Below are 20,902 nucleotides of genomic sequence, written 5' to 3' on the forward strand. Positions count from 1 at the left end.
GCCGGTCGTGCCCGGCCTTTTTTCTAGCGTTAAAATCGTATGTCAGGCCGTGACTTTCAAGACAAGCGGCTTGTGACCCGTCGCTTCCATGAAACGGACGAGATCGGCACTTGATATAGAGGTCGTCGCGTCGTTCGACAGCGGATGGCAGTTGATGATCTCGTCGTTCATCAGATCCGCATCGAGAACGAAGGTCACGTTGTGGCCGGTATCGTTGATCGCGCCGAAGGCCGTAACCGAGCCGGGAATGACGCCGAGATATTCCATCAGCTTCTCGGGCTTGCCGAAGGAGACCTTGCTCGCCGCACCGATCAGCATGTGCACCGTCTTGAGATCGACAGAGGCATGCTCCTCGACGGTCAGCAGGAAAAACTGGTCCTTCTTGTCCTTCACGAAAAGATTCTTCGTGTGCCCGCCCGGAATTTCATCACGCAGCGACACCGATTCGGCGACCGTGAAGACGGGTGCATGATCCTTGGTGGAATGTTTGATGCCGAGGCTGTCCAGAAAGGCGAAAAGTTCGTCGCGGGTCTTCGGTTTGGTATCGGTCATCGCGGCATCCATCTCATGAAAATTGCGGGCAGGCGCTTTGATTAAGTCCGGACGTCGGCTTTGGCAATGCGCATGATCGACGCTTTCGCGCAGATTTGCGGCGTTTTCGGAAATCATTTCAACAGCTTGGAATTTTTCTTCGGCTTTCCGTCATTTCCCTGTTGCATTTGAAAATCGTTTGGGCGATATAGCGCCCGTCGCCGCAAGGTGGCGCCCACGGTCCTCACAACTACCACAGGCCGACGGGATTATGAGCGGGTGTAGCTCAGTGGTAGAGCACAACCTTGCCAAGGTTGGGGTCGAGGGTTCGAACCCCTTCGCCCGCTCCAGTTTCTCCCTAGAGATCTAGAATACAGACAGCACGCTCCGGCCTGTGTTTTGTCGTTTCCGCCTTTCCGGCCGCAGTATCATCGAATTTGCGCGCTTTTCAAAAAGGTTTGATTTGCACGCAACGCATAGCCATGTTGAAGCAGGGGCGAAAACGAATGGTTTGAGCATGCTGCAACGACTCGACGACACGGATGCTGCGCTGATCGACAGGCTGCAAGAATCCGCCTTCAACTACTTCCTGAAACATACCAATCCCGATAACGGGCTTGTTGCCGACACCTCGATCGAGGGCGTACCTTGCAGCATCGCCGCCGTCGGCTTTGCGCTGTCGTCCTATACCGTAGGCGTCGAGCGTGGCTGGATGACTCGGGCGGGCGCCATCGAACGCACTCTGACGACGCTTCGCTTCTTTGCCGGAAGCCATCAAGGCCGGGAGCGGCACGCAAGCGGCTATCGCGGCTTCTATTATCACTTCCTGCACATGGATACCGGCCACCGCGCCTGGAACAGCGAGCTGTCGACCATCGATACGACCCTGCTCGTCGCCGGCATGCTGACGGCTTCGGCCTATTTCGATCGCGCCGATGGCGACGAGCAGGAAATCCGCGACCTCGTTAAGGTCATCTACGAGCGTATCGACTGGCACTGGGCTCTCAACAAGGGCGAGACAATCTGCATGGGCTGGAAGCCCGCCAGCGGCTTCCTGCACTGGCGCTGGCAGGGTTACGACGAGGCCGTACTGCTCTATACGCTGGCGCTCGCCTCGCCGACGCACCCGATCCCGCAGTCGAGCTACGACGCCTTTACCTCGAGCTATTCATGGATGCTCTTTGGGGAACAGGCCTATCTCTATGCCGGCCCGCTCTTCATCCATTTCTTCTCGCATGCCTGGATCGATTTCCGCGGCATCCAGGACCGCCCGATGGCAGCCCGCGACTGGGACTATTTCCGCAATACGCAGGTCTCGATCGCCGTCCAGCGCGATTACGCCGTGCGCAATCCCGGTCATTTCGTCGGCTATAACAAGGATGTCTGGGGCCTCTCCGCCTCCGACGGCCCACCGCCGAGCCGCCATATGCGCGGCGGACGCCATCCGAAGGTGTTGGGCTATGCGGCCCGCGGCGCCCCGCTCGGCCCCGATGATGGAACGATCGCGCCCTGGGCTGCCCTGGCATCGCTCCCCTTTGACCGGCAGGCAGCACTTGATGGCACAAAGGCGCTACTCGAGACCTATCCTGACCTCACCTACGAGGGACGCTTCCCCGGTGGCTTCAATCCGACGGTGAAGACCAGACGTCCCGAAGGCTGGGTGGACGACCGCTGCGTCGGCATCGATCAGGGTCTGCTGGTGATGACCATTGAGAACGACCGTTCGGATTTTATCTGGAGCCTGATGCGGCAATCGCCGGTCATTCGCCTTGGCCTCGAACGCGCCGGCTTCACCGGCGGCTGGCTGGAGCAGGGCGAAGAAGCCGATCGCAAGACGGCCTAGCGCGCCGAGAAGACATGCGCGCGGCCGGCGATGTCCAGGCGGACACGGTCGCCAGTTTCCGGCAGCGCGACGCTCGAAGTCTTGATCAGGATCGGCGGCAGCTGCACGCCCTCCAGCGAGACGGCAACGGTGCAGGTCGCGCCCCCGAATTCCACCTCAACCACCCGGCCATGATAGGCGGGCTTGCTGTCGTCAGGAACGACGCGGATCTGTTCCGGCCGCAGCATGATCTCGGCCTTGCCCTGATGATCGCCATCGACGGCGACCCGGCCAAGCGCACAATCCGCAAAACCGTTGCGGATGACCGCAGGCAGCATCACGGCATCGCCGAGGAACAGCGCAGTCTCGCGATCCTTCGGCTGCAGATAGAGCTTCTGCGGCGAACCTGACTGCACCAGCTTCCCATCCCGCAGCACTGCGACCTGATCGGCGAAAGAGAGCGCCTCGCCCTGATCGTGGGTCACGAGGATCGTGGTGATACCGGCGGCCTGCAGAACGCGCGACACGGCCTTGCGCATGTTTTCGCGAAGACCTGTATCAAGCGCCGAGAACGGCTCGTCGAGCAGCATCAGCCGCGGCTTGCGGCCAAGCGCCCGGGCAAGCGCCACGCGCTGCTGCTGGCCGCCGGAGAGCTGATGCGGACGGCGCGTCAGCATGTTGCGATCGAGCTCAACCATATCGAGAAGCTCGACGATCCGCTTCTCGCGGTCCATTGCGCCGCGCTCGAAACCGAAGCCGATATTCTCGGCGACGCTCAGATGCGGAAACAGCGCTCCGTCCTGTGAGACGATGCCAATGCCGCGCTTGTGGGCGGGAACAATTGCCGGGCCATCGGCAAGCGTCTCGCCATTCAGCACGACCCTGCCCTGATCCGGCCGCTCGAAGCCGGCAATCAGCCGCAGCAGCGTCGTCTTGCCGGAGCCCGATGGTCCGACGACGGCGGTGCGGCTCCCGGCAGGCACATCCAGCGACACATTATCCAGCGCGGTGACCGGACCATAGCGCTTGCTTGCGGATTGAATCGTGAGCAGCGTCATTGTCCGGCAGTCCGTTTCGATTGGGAATAAAGAAGCAGCGTCAACGGCAGCGACAGGATGATCATCATCACCGCGTAAGGCGCCGCCGACACGTAATCGATCTCGCTGGTCAGCGACCAGAATTTCGTCGACAGCGTTTCGACGCCATTCGGCGAGAGCATCAGCGTTGCCGTCAGCTCGTTGGTGATCCCGAGCGCCACGAGCGCCACGCTGGCGGCAAAACCGGGTGCTGCAAGCCGCATGGTGATCTGGCGCACGGCCTGCGAGGGCGTCCGGCCAAGGCCCATGGCGGCACGTTCGAGCTCGACCGGCGCCTGCGCAATGCTGGCGCGCAGGCCGACCATGGCGCGCGGCAGGAATAGCAGAACATAGGCGACGGTCAGCGTCGCGAAGGTCTGGTAGAGCGGCAGCACCAGCCGCACGGTGATCGTCACCAGCGCCAGCGCCACGACGACGCCAGGCAGCGAGCCGACATAATAGTGGCAGGCTTCAAGGAAGCGCTGGAAGCGGCCCGGCGCGCGCACCGAGAGCCAGGCCATCGGCACCGCGGCAATCGTCGTCAGCACACCGCCTGCGACGGCAAGAATGATGGTCTGAATGAACGCATTGCCAACCGTATCCAGCCGCCAGATCTCGGCGCCGCCGAGATAGAGCCAGCGCCCGAGCGTCACCAGGGGAACGCCGAGCGTCAGCACTGCAACCGCGATGGGCAGCAGCACCGCCGGAATGGTGAACCATCCGAGCCTGCGCCGGTCTGCCGGGCGCGCCGAACCGGAGCCGACGCGGGCATAGCGCTCGTTGCCACGAACGAGAATTTCCAGCCCGAGCAGAAACAGGCAGCAGGCAACGAGCACGCCGCCGAGCATATTGGCGGCCGGGCTGTTATAGGCGGACTGGAACTGGTCGACGATCGCCGTTGCAAACGTGTCGAAGCGGATCATCACATAGAGCCCGTATTCCGACAGCAGATGCAGCGCGATCAGCAGCGAACCGCCGCAGATCGCCAGCCTGAGCTGCGGCAGGATCGTGCGGAAGAATACCCGCCAGGGGCCGAGCCCGAGCGAAGCGGCGGCATCCTCGATCGCCGGATCGAGACGGCGAAGCGCCGCTGCGACCGGCAGATATAGGAAGGGATAATAGGCAAGCACCGAGACGAAAACGCCGCTCTGCAGCCCGCGCATGCCGGGCACCAGGCTGATCCAGGCATAGCTGTGAACGAAGGCGGGAACGGCGAGCGGCGCGACCGCAAGCCACGACCAGAGGCGCGCAAAGGGGATGTCGGTCCGTTCCGTCAGCCAGGCCAGCGTTACCGCAAGCACGATCGACAGCGGAACCGTCAGCGCTTCCAGGAACACCGTGTTGATCATCAGCTCGCCGACGCGCGGGCGGAAGACGAGCGCCTTCACCGTTTCCCAGCCGACATCGTAGGTGATCCAGGCGATGAAGCCGAGCGGCACGAGGCTGAAGAGCGCGACGATGGTTGCGAAGACGACGACGGAAGCGTGCGGCATGCGCCCGCGCAGGGAACCAATTGTGCTGACCGGCGCTTCATTGCCGGCAAGGCCGGTCACGAGCGATCTGTTGTCTTGCAGCAAGGCCGACGCCTTTGTGACGCTGAAAAAGGAAGGCAACCGCCTCGTCAGGAAGCGGTTGCCATGATTGGTCATGCCCTAAGGTTTTCTTGAGCCAAAAGCAATAGTTTTGACTCCATCCGCCTGCGGCAGATGGGCTTAGATCAGGCCCGCAGCGGTCATCATTTCGACGACCTTCTTGCTGTTCAGTTCCGAGGCTTCGACCTTCGGTGCGTTCAGATCCTTGAGCGGAACGAGCTTGTCGTTGGAATCGCCGCTGACGGCATATTCATAGGAGGTGCCGTTCTTCAGGATCGCCTGACCGGCCTTGCCGGCGATGAACTTCAGGAATGCCTGGGCTTCCTTCATGTGCTGCGTCGACTTCAGAACGCCGCCGCCGGAGATCGAGACGAATGCGCCCGGATCCTGGTTCTTGAAATAGTGCAGGCCGACATTGGCGCTGTTTTCAGCCGTCTTCGCCTGATCGCCGAACCAGTAGTAGTGGTAGATGATCGCGCCTTCGACTTCGCCAGCATTGACCGCCTTCATCGCAACGCTGTTGCCCTTGTAAGGCGTCGCGTTGTCCTTGAGGCCCTTGAGCCAGGCCGCGGTTGCTTCCTCGCCCTTCAGCTGCAGCAGCGCGCTGACGATGGCCTGGAAGTCGGCACCGGCAGGAGCAGCGCCCCAACGGCCCTTCCAGGCCGGATCGGCGAGATCGAGCATCGACTTCGGCAGCTTGTCTTCGGTCAGCTTGCGCTTGTCATAAGCAAAGACGGTCGAGCGGGCCGCAATGCCGGTCCACATGCCGTCGGACGGGCGGTACTCGGCCGGAACCTGATTGAGCGTTTCCTTATCGACGGGTGCGAAGAGGCCTGCGCCGTCGACCAGCGTCATGGCCGGGGAATTTTCCGTCAGGAATACGTCTGCCGGGGAGGCGTCGCCTTCCTGGATGATCTGGTTGGCGAACTGCATGTCGCTGCCCTGGCGAATGGTGACCTTGATGCCGGTCTCCTTGGTGAAGGCATCGATCCACTCGCGGCCGAGGCTTTCGTGCTGGGCGTTATAGACGACGATGCCTTCGTCCTGCGCGCTGGCGCCTGATGCGAGCGATGTTGCAGCGAGAAGAGACGCAGCCAGCGCGAACGCGGAACGGCGCGTAATGGAATTCTTCATGATGCCCTCCATGGCAATATCTCCCCTGGGGGTGGGGTGATGCGCGCCCCCTATATTTTTCCTGACTCCAATTTTCAAGTTTGCTTCACCGCGGGATGATCACAAATACTTGAAATTCTTCATCAGGTTTAGAACGATTCTATACCGCGAGGATCGCATCGACGACATCATCCTCGACATCGATGCCGTTTTCGATCGCAGCGCGCCGCGCCGTCAGCCCGCGCCTGCCGGGCAACCGCACCCCCGGATCCGAGGAAATTTCATTGGCAAGTTCGGTCAGCCGGGCCGCCGCAAAGGCACCACCACCCGCTTCCGGATTGATGACGATGATCATCTGCCCGAGGCCGGGAGCAGCACCTTTGTCGTCGAACAGCGAAGTCGATTCATAGGAGAAGTTGGCGCCCGTCAGCGGCGCAGCCAGGATTTCGACCATCATCGCAAGGGCAGCGCCTTTGGCCTCGCCCGAGGGCACCATCGTGCCATCGAGTGCCGCAACCGCATCCGTCGTCGGCTGGCCATCGCGGTCGAAGGCCCAGTCGGCGGGGATCGGCACACCCTTCTGCCGCGCCGCCATGATCTTGCCGCGCGCCACGCGCGACAGCGCAAGGTCGATGACCACAGGGTCCTGTCCCGTTACAGGCGCAGCAAAGGCAATCGGGTTGGTGCCGAACAGCGGCTTGCGCCCACCCCAGGCCGCCATCGCCGCCGTAGCATTGGCAACCATGATCGCAACGAGGCCAGCCTCAGCAAAACGCTCGACCGTCAGCGCCAGAACGCCGGCATGATGCGAGCGCCGGATCGCTGCCATGGCGATACCCTGCGACCGGGCCATTTCGGTCAGGGCAGGAACGGCGAGATCGAGCGCCGGATAGGCATATCCATGGCAGGCATCGATCTGGATAACGGACGGATAGGGTTGGTAGAGGATCGGCTTGGCGACGCCATCGACCTTCCCGGATTTCGCCTGCATGGCGTAGGCCACGGCGCGGCGAAGCCCGTGCCCGCTTTGCCCGGCAGCTTCCGCCGCAACAAGCGCCCGCGCCACGGACTGCGCATTGCCCTCCTCGACGCCATTGCGTTTCAACGCGTCGAGAACGAGCGTTTCGGCGGCGGCAAGCGTCAGATGCATGGGAAGGACCTTGGAATAAACAAAAGGGGCGATGACGGTGTTACGTCATCGCCCCCGATGCTGCAATGCAAGCGCCCTTATTCGACGTCGAACTTGACGCCCTGTGCGAGCGGCAGGGTCTTGCCGTAATTGATGGTGTTGGTCGCGCGGCGCATATAGGCCCTCCATGCATCCGAACCGGATTCACGGCCGCCGCCGGTTTCCTTCTCGCCACCGAAAGCACCGCCGATTTCGGCACCGGACGGGCCGAGATTGACGTTGGCGATGCCGCAATCCGAACCGCGGGCGGAGACGAAGGTTTCCGCTTCGCGCATGTCGTTGGTGAAGATCGACGAGGAGAGACCCTGCGGCACGGCATTGTGCAGCTCGAGCACATCGTCGAAATCGCTGTACTTCATGACATAGAGGATCGGCGCGAAGGTCTCGTCAACGACAGGACCCGTCTGCGACGGCATCTCGACCAGGGCCGGGCGAACGTAGAAGGCTTCGCCGGCACCGTTTTCGACGCGCTCGCCACCGGTGACCTTGCCGCCCTCCGACTTGGCTGCAGAAAGTGCCGACTGCATCTTGTCGAAGGCCGCCTTGTCGATCAGCGGACCGACCAGCGTGCCGTTTTCCAGCGGGTTGCCGATGGTGACCGAGCCGTAGGCTTTCTGCAGACGCGGAACGAGCTTGTCGTAGACGCTGTCATGCACGAAGAGGCGGCGCAGCGTCGTGCAGCGCTGGCCGGCCGTACCCATTGCCGAGAAGGCGACACCGCGCAGCGTCAGGTCGAGATCGGCCGTCGGGCAGATGATTGCGGCATTGTTGCCGCCGAGTTCGAGGATGGCGCGGGCGAAACGCTGTGACAGGCGCGGACCGACGGCGCGGCCCATGGCGGTCGAGCCGGTTGCCGAAACGAGTGGCACCTTGGGATGGTCAACGAGGACTTCGCCGACATCGCGGCCGCCGATCAGCAGCGTCGAGAGATTTGCCGGCGCCTTGCCGCCTTCAGCGACGAAGCGCTTCAGCGCCCGCTCGAACAGTGCCTGCGTCGCAAGCGCCGTCAGCGGCGTCTTTTCGGACGGCTTCCAGACCGTTGCATTGCCGCAGACCAGCGCCAGCGCGGCATTCCACGACCAGACGGCAACCGGGAAGTTGAAGGCCGAGATGATGCCGACGACGCCGAGCGGATGCCAGCTTTCCATCATGCGGTGCTCAGAGCGCTCGGTGGCAATCGTCAGGCCGTAAAGCTGACGGGAAAGTCCGACGGCGAAATCGCAGATATCGATCATTTCCTGAACTTCGCCGAGACCTTCGGACGTGATCTTGCCGACTTCGATCGAGACGAGACGGCCCAGCGCGCCCTTGGCGGCGCGCAGCTCTTCTCCGAGCAAGCGGACGAGCTCGCCGCGCTTCGGTGCCGGAATGGCGCGCCATTCGGCAAAGGCCTTGTGCGCCGCATCGATCGCCTTCTTGGCGTCGGCAACGCTATCTTCCTTCAGTGCACCGATTTCCTTGCCGGTGACGGGCGAGGTGACGCGCAGCGTGCCACCGATATAGCGGGCGGCGTCAACGCCGAGTTCGGAAAGCAGCTTCTTCGTTTCGGCTGCGAGATCGAGGCTAGCGATGGTCATGTGTTTCCAACCTTCTTGTTCTTAAAAACGTGCATCGGCGAAGTGGGCAACCTGGGCGCCGGCTTCGTACCACATTTCCTTGATTGCCCGGAACCCCGGCTCGCGTGGGTCGGTCAGCGGCAGCGGCAGCTCGGCCTCGCTGATCTGGCCGAGAATATGCTGCGCCAGCGTACGCCCGAAGACCGTGCCCGGCGCAATGCCGCGGCCATTATAGCCGGAAAAGCCGACGACGTTTTCGGCAAACTTGTGAAAGCGCGGCAGGGCATTGTCGGTCATCCCGATCTTGCCGTACCACTCGCATTCGAACTCGACCTCGCCGATCTGCGGGAAGAGTTTCCGCAGCGAGCGCTTCGCCCAGTTTTTGTGGACCGAAATACCGGTATTGCGCAGCGCACCGACGCTGCCGAAGACGAGGCGGCCGGCCTGGTCCATGCGGAAGGACGACAGGATCTCCTTGGTATCCCAGACACCTTCGCGACCGGGCAGGATCGACTTGCGCAGATTGTCGCTGAGTGGCGTGGTGGCGAGATTGAAATAGGGAAGATGGACCTGCTCGGTGCGCACCTGCGCCCAGGGGCCGGTGCTGTAAGCGTCGGTGGCGACGATGATCCAGTCGGCGGTAACAGACCCCCTTTCCGTCTTCACCAACCATTTGGCGCCCTTGCGCTCGGTGGCGGTCACCGGACTTGCCGTGTGCAGCGAGACGCCGGCCTTGACGGCAGCATGCGCCAGCCCGCGCGCATAGGCGAGCGGATGCAGCGTGCCGGCGCGCATGTCGAGCAGCGCTCCCGCATAGGCGTCGCTGCCGATTCGGCGGGCGGTTTCCGCCGCGTCGAGCAAGGTCACCGGCGCGCCGCGCCTGCCCCATTGCTCCGCCCGGTCCTCGATCTCCTTGAGGCCTTCGGCGCCGACGGCGCAATGCAGCGTGCCGTTCTTTTCGAGCTCGCAGGCGATCCCATGCTTGTCGATCAGCTCCATGACCAGACGCGGCGCATTGCCGAGCATATCGAGCAGCCGCTCGCCATAGACCTCGCCGAGAACGCCGGGAAGATCATCGGGCATCACCCACATGCCGGCATTGATCAGGCCGACATTGCGGCCGGCACCGCCGAAGCCGATCTCCTTGGCTTCGAGCAGAACGACCTTCGTCCCGGCTTCCGCCAGATGCAGGCCGGAGGAGATGCCGGTATAGCCGCCGCCGACGATCACCACATCAGCCTCGACTGCGCCCTGAAGCGGCGCGGTGACAGGCGGTTGCGGAGCGGTCTTTTCCCAGAGCCCGTGCGAGCGCGGATCATTCAACATCGGTTGTTCCATCCCAAGGCAAAATCGCCGTTAATCTACCGCTACCGGACGGCCTGCGAAAGCGTCTGACGGTGGGGCTTTCGCAGCGCCAGTTCATTCCAAATTTGCGGCAAACCATTCTTTACAAAGCGCTTATTGGAGTGAATATCGACGTTTCGGAAACAGGTCATTCTGAAATGGAATGAGATATGCTCGCATCACGCCGTTTTCTGCCATCGATCTCCCTGCTTGCCGCCTTCGAAGCGGTAGCCCGCACCGGCAGCGTCACCGCTGCAGCTCGCGAGTTGGACCTCACCCAGAGCGCCGTCAGCCGGCAGATCAAGGCACTCGAAGAACAGCTCGGCGTCGAACTGTTCCTGCGCGAACGCCAGACCGTCAGACTGACATTGGCGGGAGACAGCTACGCGCGAGAAATCCGGGAAGCGTTGCGCCGCATTTCCAGCGCCTCTTTGAACCTGCGGGCCAACCCGCATGGCGGCACTCTCAATCTGGCGATCCTGCCAACTTTCGGCACACGCTGGCTGGCGCCGCGGCTGGGGGGCTTCCTGCGCAACAACCCGGGCGTCACGATCAATCTCGTTACCCGGCTCTCCTCCTTCGATTTCCGTCTCGATGCCATCGATGCCGCGATCCATTTCGGCCACCCGCACTGGCCGGGTGCCGAGCTGACCTTTCTGATGTCGGAGAAGACGGTTCCGGCCTGCAGCCCGCAGTTTCTGAGGGAGCATGCGATCAGCAAGCCCGAGGACCTGCTGGACCTGCCGCTGCTGCATCTGACGACACGGCCGGACGCCTGGGAGATCTGGTTTGCCGAAAACGGCGTCGCCTTCCAGAGCCTTCACGGCATGCTGTTCGACCAGTTCGCCACCGCAGCACAGGCTGCCGTCGCCGGCCTCGGCGTCGCCTTGCTGCCGACCTTCCTGATCCAGGACGAACTGAAGCGCGGAGATCTCGTCGCCGCGATCGACCGGGAGATCGAAAGCCGCGACTCCTACTATCTCGCCTACCCCTCCGAACGCGCCGATTACGCCCCGCTTGCTGCCTTTCGCGAGTGGATAGAGGCAGAAGCCAAGTCTTGAGCTTGCATCCAGGGAGAGCTTTCGCGCATTATGCGCGCCAACAGCATCCGATCCGCAGGAAAGTCCCATGAAGCCCATTTTCGTCCAGCTCCAGTGCGCCCCCGGCAAGACCTACGAAGTCGCCGACGCCATCTACCAGACGGAACGTGTTTCTGAGCTCTATTCGACCAGCGGCGATTACGATCTGCTGCTGAAGGTCTATATCGAAGAAGGCCAGGATATCGGCAAGTTCATCAACGACAACATCGCCAATATCCCGGGCATCGTCCGCTCGCTGACGACACTGACCTTCAAGGCTTTCTGAGCCATCTGGCGATTAACCGTCTTCGCAAGATTTCCAGCCGCGCGCCGCACCGTAAACCCGGCCTTAAGGCGATCGGGTATTTCGTCCGGCTATATGGCCGCGCGGGGTCAGGAGTATCGCTTTGGAAGCAACGGCAGGCATGACCACGAATGCGCAGAGGACAAACGCGCCGCTGATCGTCCATGTCGTGCGCCAGTTCCTGCCGAACCGCGGCGGCCTCGAAGACGTCGTCGCCAATCTGGCGCGTGAAACCGCAAGACGCGGCTTCCGCGTCCGCGTAGTAACGCTCGATACGCTCTTCACGGCCCGCGACCGCAAGCTGCCACCGCGCGAAACCATCGACGGTATCGAGGTCGTCCGCATTCCCTGGTCCGGCAGCACGCGCTACCCGATCGCCCCACAGGTCTTCAGCCATCTCGGCGATGCCGATCTCGTGCATGTTCACGCCATCGACTTCTTCTTCGATGCGCTGGCGGTCGGCCGGATTCTCCATCGCAAGCCGATGGTGGTGACCACCCATGGCGGCTTCTTCCATACGCAGAAATATGCCGCACTGAAGAAGGTCTGGTTCCAGACACTGACGCGCCTCTCGGCCATGAACTATCGCCGCGTCATTGGCTGCAGCACCTCGGATATCGCCCAGTTCTCGCAGATCGCCCCGAATACGGTGCTGATCGAGAACGGCGTCGATATCGGCAAGTTCGCCGATAGCGCGTCGCGCGTACCGCTTCGCCGGATCGTCACCATCGGCCGCTTCTCGGTAAACAAGCGTCTGGATCATCTCCTCGACGCGATGCAAGTGCTGACAGCTCGCGACCCCGGCTGGCATCTGGATATCGTCGGCTCCGAATCCGATCTCAAGGCCGGCGATCTGCGCGCCGAAATCATCGCGCGCAATCTCGACCAATCGGTCGGCCTGCATGTCGGCATCGACAACGAGGCCATCCGGGCACTGGTCTCGGGCGCCTCGCTCTTCGCCTCCGCCTCGGAATACGAAGGCTTCGGCCTCGTCGCACTAGAGGCCATGAGCGCCGGGCTCTATCCCGTTCTAAACGGTAATGCCGCCTACCGCGCCCTCGCAGAACGTCAGGCACCGGTAACGATCACGGATTTCAGCGATGCCGGGAAAGCAGCCGATGCGATCGGCGCGGCATTCGATGCGATCTCTGCAAATCCATCTGCCATGCGTGAAGCGCTGATAGCTGCAGCTCGCCCCTATTCCTGGGATCATGTCGCCGGGCTCTATATCGAGCTCTACCGGTCGCTCGGCATCCCGGCTTTCAAAGCTAGCGCTTAAGCTTTCGCCAGCTTGGCGATCTCTTCCAGAACGATCCGGCGCGATTCCAGCGGCGTCAGGTTATGGTCGGCGTCCTGAAGCATAACGAGGCGCACATTCGGATAGCGCTGCAGCTTGCGGCCACCCGGGCCGAAGTGGAAATACATGTGATCGAGGCCGACATCGGCTTCGCTGTAGATCAGCGTCAGCGGCACATTACGCTTACCGAAGGAGGCAAAGGCATGCTTCACCTCGCGGGCGACATGACCCTTGTGCGGCAGAAGCTCGATCAGCGGCGCGAAGCGGTAGGAGACGCGGCGGCCGACGGCGATGAAGAAATTCTGGAACGCGGCCTTCACGTCGACCTGGCCGCGGAACAGCCGTTTCAGCGTTTCGATATTCATCAGGCGCTGGCTGTAGTCATCGACGCTGCGCGGCACCGAAACGACGTGCTCCTTGGCAACCTGGACCGCCGGATCCCAGTAATAGACGAAGGGATTGATCGAGACGACGGCCTTCAGGCGCTCGTCGGCAATCCCGGCGCGGAAAGCGACATAGCCGCCGCTGCAGCGCCCGGCGACCATGACCGGCCCCGGCACATGCGCCTCCAGAAGATCGAGCGCCGAGACGGCGTCTTCGATCTGGGTGGCTGAATAGAGAATCTGATCGGGCGCATCCGGGCGCGGAACGCTGTCGCCGACATTGGCTGAATCGAAGCGCAGCGACGTGACACCCTGGCGGGCGAGATCACGCGCCATATCGACGATCGTCCGGCCCCAGCCGGCATGACGGTCATAGGCGGTGGTCAGGAACATCACCGAATTGCCCTGGGACTCACCGATCGGGCGGCTGAGAACGCCGACGAGATGATGATGATCGCCGAAGCGAACCGGTATCTCCTCGAAACCGTCACCGCGCAGGATCTGGTTTTCGGCTGGAACGACCGAGTTGGCGGCAGTGGCATCGGGAACGGTGTTCGCTTCGATCCAGCGGGCAAGCTCCGCGACGACGGCCATCGGCGTCTTGGCAAACAGTGGATTGGTCGCCAGTTCCTCGTAGCCTTCGAACACCTTCTCATCGACGCTGGCGCCAAGGGCTCTCAAGGCTTCGGCAAAGGCGGAATCACCGGCGCGCGATGGATGCTCGAAGAGAACATACTTGGCCGCGGCAATGCTTTCCGGAGTGGTCAGATTGAGCTTGCGGATTTCGGCGGCGATCGCTTCCGGCATGAACAGACCGGCGATCGTCACCTGATCGGCGGGCGCGTGTTCCTTGCTGAGGCCGAGATCGGCGTGAATGATCTTCGCCCACATGTTGAGTTCGCGGAGATACCCGCGGCCGCTCAATACGGGAGCAAGAAGCGCGACGCCGCTGACACCGGGTATCGTCGCGCCGATGCGCTGCACGAGTGCTGCGCCGATGCCCTGAGCTGCCAGAATGATCTGGTCGCAGCCGCTGAGCGACTTCAGCTCCTCTGCCGCTGCGCGGATCGATTTCTCCCAGCTTGCCAGCGTCGCCGGCTCGCTGCCGAAATCGAGCGCATCGCCGGTGCCGAGATAGTCGAAACGCAGGCTGGGAACGCCGATATCCGAAAGATGCTCGGCGGCCACGCGATAGAACTTGCGGCTGCACATTTCCTCGAAGCCCCAGGGGCTGACGAAGAGCACAGCCGAGGAACGCTTGGTGACGGCAGGATTCTCGGGCATGAACAGCCCGATCGTTCCGTCGAAGGCAACCGGAAATGCAGCGCTACGGCCGGCACCTTCCGCGGGCTCCTGAACCGCTGCGGCAGAAGCTTCGCCGTCCTTTTCAGGTGGCAGCGGCGCGATGAACTGTGCGGCCTTCAGCGCGTGGCCACGCAACGCCGAGGGAACCTTGCCGAGGATCGAGCGGATGACCAGCGCATCCTGCCGCGGAATGACCTTGAGGAACTTCAGCGCCAGCAGGTAGGCAATGCCACCGGCGATTATCGCGAGGACGAGCCCAACCGGATTATGGAAGACTTCAAGCACGGCAAGCGCTGCCATCGCGCAGAGGACTGCGGCGGCCGTCACCTTCGCGAGGCTGACATAGAGGGTCGACAGCTGACTGCCAAATCCGGTCTGTTTGATCATGATCACGCACATCACGACAAAAACGCCGATGCGAACGAGCGCCGCACCTTCCGCCGCAAAACTAGGCACCAGGAGTAAACAACCGCCTACCATCACAAGGCCACCAATCACACTGGTCTTCAGGCGATCGCGCACCCGGTCCATCGACAGGAGGTAGAGGCTGAGGATCTGCATGAAGGTGTAGGCGGGTGCGGCGAGCGCCAGCAGCATGACGACGGGACCGCTCGGGCGGAAGGCCTCACCGAAGACGCTGACAACGAGCACGCCCGAGATGGCGGCAAGCCCGAAGCTCATCGGCAGGATGATATAGGCCATGCTGCGGGTGACGGCGGCGAAGACTTCGACGGGAAGCGTGGCATCCTTGCTGCTGTGGCGCTGCTCGGAATAATAGGGCAGCAGGCTGCCGGTCATCTGGATCGGCAGCTGCAGGGCGATATTGGCGACCGACAGGCCGATCGCATAGTAGCCGACCATCTCGACCGACCAAAACTGCTGCAGGAACAGCAGTTCGAGGCGGTTGATGAAGACGGAATCGATCAGGAACTGCGTCGAGATGATCACCGAGGACGAGGCCAGCGCGCCGAAGGCGATGCCGCATTTGTCCCGCTTGGCGAAGAGGATCGGCATAGTCGCGACGAAGAACACCAGCTGGCCGAGCGCATAACCGATCAGCACCCCCTCGACGCCATGCAGGACGGCACCAATGGCAACGCCGCCGAGCTGCAGGATCGAGACGCCGACCGTCAGCTTGAAGAAGTCTCCGAGCCGCTTTTCGCCGATCAGGTAGAATTTGACGAAGGAGCCGATCGCCTGGATGAAGAACAGCGCGCCGGTAACGAGTGCCACTGACGGCGCGGTCTCGGCCCAATGCATCTCCTCCGACGACAGGAAGAAGATCGCATAGAGCCCAAGCAGCACCACCGTCGAGAATACCATGAAGGTCACGAGGATCGACGCAAAGCCCATGCGCCTCCTGCTGTCATAACCCTGGGTGCTGAGCTGCGGCAGGGTTTTCAGCAGCGTGATGCTGGAGCCGAGTTCGGCAATCGAAGCGCCGGTGACGACGAGCCACAGCGAGAAGGCAACGATGCCGTTCGCCTCGGGGCCGAGCAGGCGCGCGGTGATGATCGACGAGGCGAAGCCGGTGGCAAGCAGCAGCATGCCGGCCGCAGCGTTCATCACCGAATTTGCTATGATCCCGTTCGACATCAGTCCCGTTCCGTTGCTTTCTCAGCCATTCCTAAAGTGAAACCGTTAAATAAGGCCCGAAGTTTTCGGTTAACGGGCAGCGCTCGCCAGTGTTTGCAGCGCTTTCTCGTAGGTATTGGCCTCAAGATAAGCGATCAGGAAGCGCTTCGCCCGCGCCGCTTTCGCCTTGGCGGTTTCCGGATCGGCATAAATCTGTTCAAGATATCCGGCAGCGATTTCAGGCGGTGGATCGGCCCAGACAGCACCGTCAAGTGCCGCAAACTCCGGATGCGTATCGACGACCGGGATGAGCGAAGGCGCGACGTTCCAGGTATTATCAGGATCGCAGAAATCCACTGTGCCCGACCAGCCCGTGCTCACGACAGGCGTATTGTGGATGATCGCCTCGGCAACGGTGAGACCGAAGCCTTCCGAACGGTGCAGCGAGATATAGGCATCCGAATCTCGGATCAGCCCGTTGATCTGACTGCTCGCCAGCTTGTCGGTAACGATCCGAATCCGGCTATTGCCCTCGGCGGAGCGATAAAGGGCTGCCAATCCGGCATCCTTCGCCGGATCGCCGCTGCCCTTCATCAGCAGGAATGCCTTCGGGCATCGCGCCTGGAAAAGCTTGAAGGCGTCGATCACCGCCTGCGGGTTCTTCCGGTTGATCGACGATCCCGCGCTGAAGATGAAGCTGACGAGGAAGGCATCGTCCTCGATCCCGAACTTTGCGCGCATGCCGTCGGCAGCGGGCTTCTCTGTCACCGGATGCGGCACGACGATGACGGGCGCCGACGTCAACGGCGCGATCGCCTTGCGGGTGAATTCGGAGGGTACGAAGACGGCATTCACATAGCGCGCACCATTGCGCCATTCGGCAGGAACGACTTCCAGTTCCCAGGCCCAGTAGCCGATATTGTAAGCACGCGCGAATTCGCCGAGACCGGTGCTGAGCACGGCGCGCGGCAGCATCGGCGGATTGAGGTGCCAGATGCGGGTGCCGGGCTTCGCCGAAGACTGCGCAACCGCCGTCCACTCGACCGACGAGCCCTCGCCAGCATGAGTGCTGACATCGCGCAGCGAAATCGTCCGTCCCGCCGAGACCAGGGCGTCGGCACAGAGCCGCGCCGACTCACCCACACCTGCCATCATCGAGAGATAGCCGGCGACTTCGACCGGACGCGCCGGATCGAACGCAACACGCGATTTCGGGATCAGCCGCTGCAGAACATGGGAGCGAAAGGCACGGTAAAGCGATCGGATCGACATCTTGTCCTTAACCACCGGCGCTGAAGGCAAACCGGCGCATGTTTCCAGCGCAGAGCACCTCGCCCTGAGGCTCGCCCGCGTCTGCCGTCATCGGCGTCAAACGAATGCGCCGCTGGATGCCCGGCGCGAGATGAAACCAGTCGTCCGACGGACGGTAAGCTGCGGCTTCGACATGCACCGACTGCGCAAAGCGATCGGTCGTCAGATCGACCGCCCAATGGCCCGCGTCCTCGACGAGCCTGACGTCGATGCTGGCGTCATGGCAGGCCTTGGCGCGACCGAGCGGGAAATGAAACGCTTCGCCCAGCAATTCGCCATCGACGGAGCGAAGCCGCGCGACCGTGACGTCATGCGACGGCGGCCCAAAGCGGAAGGCGTAGGTCGTGTCGAAGAAAGCGCCGAAAAGCTCGGTCGCGGCGATCTTCTGCTTGCTTCGTGCTGTAAGCGCCAGGCTGTGGCTACCGCTCGCCGCCTGCTGCCGGCCGTCACGGAAGCTGATGATCTCGAGTTCGGCCGCAAGATCGGCTGCGGTCTCGTTGATGACGTGAATGTCGAGCCCGTTGGTGCCTTCGTCGGTCAGCAGCACCTGCAGCGGTTGGAAGGCACGGCGCATCGCATGCCAGACCGGCTTGGGCTCACCGGTGGAATCGATCACGCCCCAGCCCGGGCCGGGGAGCAGGTCCTGCAGTGTCCAGACAAGCGCACCGTCGCAGCGCGAACCGGTGCGGCGCCATTCGGCAAAGGTCTCGGTCAGCACCTCTCCGGTGACGGCGCGGGAGAGCTCGAGATAGCGCTCCGGGTTCTCGCGGCGAAGTTTGGCCGGATCGGTGTCGTAGAGAAGGCCGAGATAGAAATCGCGCACATCCTCGAAATCCCAGGAAGCGCCGCGATCACGGGGCACTCGCGCCTTCCAGAGCGGGCTGTGGACGGCGGGAACATCGAGATGCCGCTGCAGCGTCGATTGCTGCGGAACATGTGCGAAGGCGAGGCTCTCGGCGGCAAAACGCACATCCGCCCGGCGCGCGTCCTCAAGCGGGCGCATATAGGCGCCGACACCGTAATAGTGGGTCACCCCTGCATTCGGCGAAAACGGCATCGCACCGCCATAGGGCGAATTCGGCACATAGGGAACATCGGGCCGCAGGCGCGAGGCAATCGCCGGGATCACCTCGTCAGTCACCGGGCCACCCCAGAATTCGCGCGGCAGGCCGAGCATCGCCGCCTGCTGGTGCACTTCGCTGCCGCCGCAGAGGATGGCGAGCGACGGCGATGCCTGGACGCCATGCAGGAATCCTTCAACCTCGGTATGGACATGACCGGCAAAAGCCTTGTCGTTTCGCGGATAGTCGAAATTGGCGAACATGAAATCCTGCCAGACGAGCAGGCCGAGCTCGTCGCATAGCGCGAAAAACTCCGGCGTCTCGTAGGCCATCGTGCCGCCGATGCGGATCATGTTCATACCGGCTTCCGCCGCAAGCCGCAGGAACGGCTCGTAGGCGCTGCGATCTCCAGGAAGCCGCACGATATCGGCCGTCGTCCAGACCGCCCCGCGGCAGAACACCCGCTCGCCGTTGATGACAAGACCAAAACCATCGCCATCGACACCCCGATCCAGCTCGATCCGCCGGAAACCGGTCTTGTCGAGCGGATATGCGATCCCGTCGGAGACAAGCGCCAGCTCATAGAGATGCGGCGTGCCATGCGTATGCGGCCACCAGGCCGTCACGTCGGGGATCTTCAGGATCGCCGAATAATGGTTGGCGCCAACCTTCTCGAAGGACGCTTCATGCTCGCCGCAGCGCAGCTGCAGCACCGGCTCCTCGGCATCGCAGTATAGCGACACGCTGAGGCGCCCGGCGCCATCCTCGTCAAGAACCGTGCGGATCGAGACATTGTCGATCGAGACCGGGCCGCCGCGCACCAACGAAATCGCCCGCCAGGGGCCGACGGCGTGAATTTCCGGGCACCAGCCGGGCATGTGGCCGAGAACGGTAGTACGGACATTCTTGAGGCCGGCGGGCGTGATCATCTGCGGGCGCCAGCGGGCCCGCGGTCCGGGCTCGGTAAGCTTCGGCGCAAGGGCGCGGAAGCAAAGCGCGAGCTCGTCGCCGCCAGAGAGTGTCACCGGAATCTCGTGCGCGGTGAACATGCTCTCCGAAAACAGCATCTCCTTGCCGTTGACGAACACATGGCAGAGCGTCGCCAGCCCTTCGAGCCGAAGTATCCAGTCGCCCGGCTCTGCATCGAACAGGCGGCAGACATACCAGGCATCGCGGGTGTTCAGCGGCTGCGGATTTTCGCGGTCGAACAGTCCGGCCTTTTCGAGTGCAGCCGCGACCGTACCGGGCACCGGTGCGGCGATGAACTGCGATGTCGGCGGAATATCGTGCGGCGTCGCATAGGCATCCGGCTCGGTCAGGACGAGGTTCCATCCTTCCGAAAGCAGAACTTCCTCTGCCGCGACGCTTGCCAACCTCCCCCGCATGCTCAACTCTCCGGTGTCACAACCGCTCGGAAATCGAAGCCATCATGGAATCCCATGCATCGGCAGCCGGATCAAGCGCGGTCTGCAACGGCTCGAATTTCTTGCGGGTGACGGCGCGTGCCAGCTGGAACTGCACCGATTTTGCAGTCTCGGAAATTTGCCTCGCGCTAGTTTCGGCATCGGCGAAGCGGCCGGGTGCCAGCCAGGCAAGATGATCGGCTGCGAGCTCGAAATTGGCGCCGAACTGGCGCAGCGTGTTGAACGCATATTTGTGGAAGAAGCCGAAGGGACGCTCGGCAACCGCCTCGACCTGCTGCGGGAAAACCGAAGCGAAGGCCCGTATCGGATTTGTGGAAGGGCGGCGCGCAAAATGCTTGCGGAATAGCTCGCCGGAAACCTTGCGGATATCGGCATCGCCGGGAAGCATCGCCGGAAATTTCGCAAATTCCGTATAGGGCAGGAACGGCGCATCGGCTTCCGTCAGATGCAGCTGGAACAGCCCGTCGAAATCCTCGCCTTCGAGCGAGAAGAAGCCGGCATTGTGGAAGTATTCGACGCGCTTTGCCGCCATGTCCAAGCGGTTGATCGCTACGGTCGTCTTGCCGTGTTCGGTGCGATAGGCGGTGCCCTGGGTATCGGGCATGAAATAGGAATCCATCTCGATCAGGCAGAGACGGCCCCGGCCGATCTGCGTCTGGATATGGCTTTCCACCGCATCGAAAATCGCCAGCTCGCTGACGCGGATGCCGAACAGCGCTTCGAGATCCTCGAGCGGCACCTTGAAGAAGGTGAACTGGTCGCCTTCGAAATCCTGCGTCATCGTGAAGCCGAGCATGGCTTCCGGCGGCAGGCGAAGCGCGTTCAGCACCTCGATCCAGAGATCGATGTAGCAATTGGTTTCAGGCCACATGCGCTCACTGGAATGGAGCGCATGCCTGGCGTAGCCATCGGGACGGATGGCTGGAAAGACGGCGTTCAT

15 protein-coding genes and 1 tRNA gene are annotated in these 20,902 nt (G+C 62.4%); 5 read left to right on the forward strand and 11 right to left on the reverse strand.

Features of this window, described 5'->3' with window-relative positions; all coding sequences use genetic code 11:
* Positions 1-42: 42 nt before the first annotated feature.
* Entirely contained in the window at positions 43-552 is a 510-nt protein-coding gene (locus ACODR6_RS09690) for a prolyl-tRNA synthetase associated domain-containing protein (protein ID WP_489022406.1), read from the reverse strand.
* Positions 553-806: 254 nt separating this feature from the next.
* Between ACODR6_RS09690 and ACODR6_RS09695 the strand changes: the two genes are divergently transcribed.
* Together ACODR6_RS09695 and ACODR6_RS09700 are read left to right on the forward strand one after the other, a co-directional pair.
* A tRNA-Gly gene (locus ACODR6_RS09695) sits at positions 807-881 on the forward strand.
* 167 nt (positions 882-1,048) lie between these two features.
* Positions 1,049-2,374 (forward strand): glucoamylase family protein, encoded by a 1,326-nt coding sequence (locus ACODR6_RS09700; protein WP_489022407.1) that lies wholly within the window; start codon positions 1,049-1,051, stop codon positions 2,372-2,374.
* Here the strand turns inward: ACODR6_RS09700 and ACODR6_RS09705 are convergent.
* From ACODR6_RS09705 to ACODR6_RS09730, 6 genes are all read right to left on the reverse strand, one after another.
* Complete coding sequence (locus tag ACODR6_RS09705; protein WP_130283164.1) at positions 2,371-3,411, reverse strand: ABC transporter ATP-binding protein; 1,041 nt, start codon at positions 3,409-3,411, stop codon at positions 2,371-2,373. The two genes, ACODR6_RS09700 and ACODR6_RS09705, sit on opposite strands and share 4 nt — an antisense overlap.
* Complete coding sequence (locus ACODR6_RS09710) at positions 3,408-5,078, reverse strand: ABC transporter permease (RefSeq protein WP_489022408.1); 1,671 nt, start codon at positions 5,076-5,078, stop codon at positions 3,408-3,410. The genes ACODR6_RS09705 and ACODR6_RS09710 overlap by 4 nt, the downstream gene beginning before the upstream one ends.
* 63 nt (positions 5,079-5,141) lie before the next feature.
* The gene (locus tag ACODR6_RS09715; RefSeq protein WP_489022409.1) at positions 5,142-6,155 is read right to left on the reverse strand and encodes an iron ABC transporter substrate-binding protein; all 1,014 of its coding nucleotides are present in this window, start codon (positions 6,153-6,155) and stop codon (positions 5,142-5,144) included.
* A gap of 139 nt (positions 6,156-6,294) precedes the next feature.
* A complete protein-coding gene (locus tag ACODR6_RS09720) occupies positions 6,295-7,284 on the reverse strand; it encodes an Ldh family oxidoreductase (protein ID WP_489022410.1) in 990 nt (329 codons plus the stop codon).
* Positions 7,285-7,361: 77 nt separating this feature from the next.
* Complete coding sequence (amaB, locus tag ACODR6_RS09725; protein WP_489022411.1) at positions 7,362-8,900, reverse strand: L-piperidine-6-carboxylate dehydrogenase; 1,539 nt, start codon at positions 8,898-8,900, stop codon at positions 7,362-7,364.
* 21 nt (positions 8,901-8,921) lie between these two features.
* Positions 8,922-10,205, reverse strand: coding sequence for an NAD(P)/FAD-dependent oxidoreductase (locus tag ACODR6_RS09730; protein ID WP_489022412.1), 1,284 nt, complete (start codon positions 10,203-10,205; stop codon positions 8,922-8,924).
* Positions 10,206-10,393: 188 nt separating this feature from the next.
* Between ACODR6_RS09730 and ACODR6_RS09735 the strand changes: the two genes are divergently transcribed.
* From ACODR6_RS09735 to ACODR6_RS09745, 3 genes are all read left to right on the forward strand, one after another.
* Entirely contained in the window at positions 10,394-11,284 is an 891-nt protein-coding gene (locus tag ACODR6_RS09735) for a LysR family transcriptional regulator (RefSeq protein ID WP_489022413.1), read from the forward strand.
* A gap of 67 nt (positions 11,285-11,351) precedes the next feature.
* On the forward strand, positions 11,352-11,588 hold the full coding sequence (locus ACODR6_RS09740; RefSeq protein ID WP_016556708.1) for an Lrp/AsnC ligand binding domain-containing protein: 237 nt from the start codon (positions 11,352-11,354) through the stop codon (positions 11,586-11,588).
* 139 nt (positions 11,589-11,727) lie between these two features.
* The gene (locus ACODR6_RS09745; protein ID WP_489022414.1) at positions 11,728-12,885 is read left to right on the forward strand and encodes a glycosyltransferase family 4 protein; all 1,158 of its coding nucleotides are present in this window, start codon (positions 11,728-11,730) and stop codon (positions 12,883-12,885) included.
* On the opposite strand, the gene ACODR6_RS09750 is transcribed toward ACODR6_RS09745, so the two are convergent.
* From ACODR6_RS09750 to ACODR6_RS09765, 4 genes are all read right to left on the reverse strand, one after another.
* Complete coding sequence (locus tag ACODR6_RS09750) at positions 12,882-16,187, reverse strand: hypothetical protein (RefSeq protein WP_489022415.1); 3,306 nt, start codon at positions 16,185-16,187, stop codon at positions 12,882-12,884. The two genes, ACODR6_RS09745 and ACODR6_RS09750, sit on opposite strands and share 4 nt — an antisense overlap.
* A gap of 69 nt (positions 16,188-16,256) precedes the next feature.
* Complete coding sequence (locus tag ACODR6_RS09755; RefSeq protein WP_489022513.1) at positions 16,257-17,432, reverse strand: glycosyltransferase family 4 protein; 1,176 nt, start codon at positions 17,430-17,432, stop codon at positions 16,257-16,259.
* A 13-nt stretch (positions 17,433-17,445) separates the two neighbouring features.
* Complete coding sequence (locus ACODR6_RS09760) at positions 17,446-19,923, reverse strand: glycoside hydrolase family 2 protein (protein ID WP_489022416.1); 2,478 nt, start codon at positions 19,921-19,923, stop codon at positions 17,446-17,448.
* Positions 19,924-19,939: 16 nt separating this feature from the next.
* Positions 19,940-20,902, reverse strand: a complete 963-nt coding sequence (locus ACODR6_RS09765) for a DUF1839 family protein (protein ID WP_489022417.1) — start codon at positions 20,900-20,902, stop codon at positions 19,940-19,942.

It is taken from the genome of Rhizobium sp. FG96 (genome assembly GCF_057808655.1).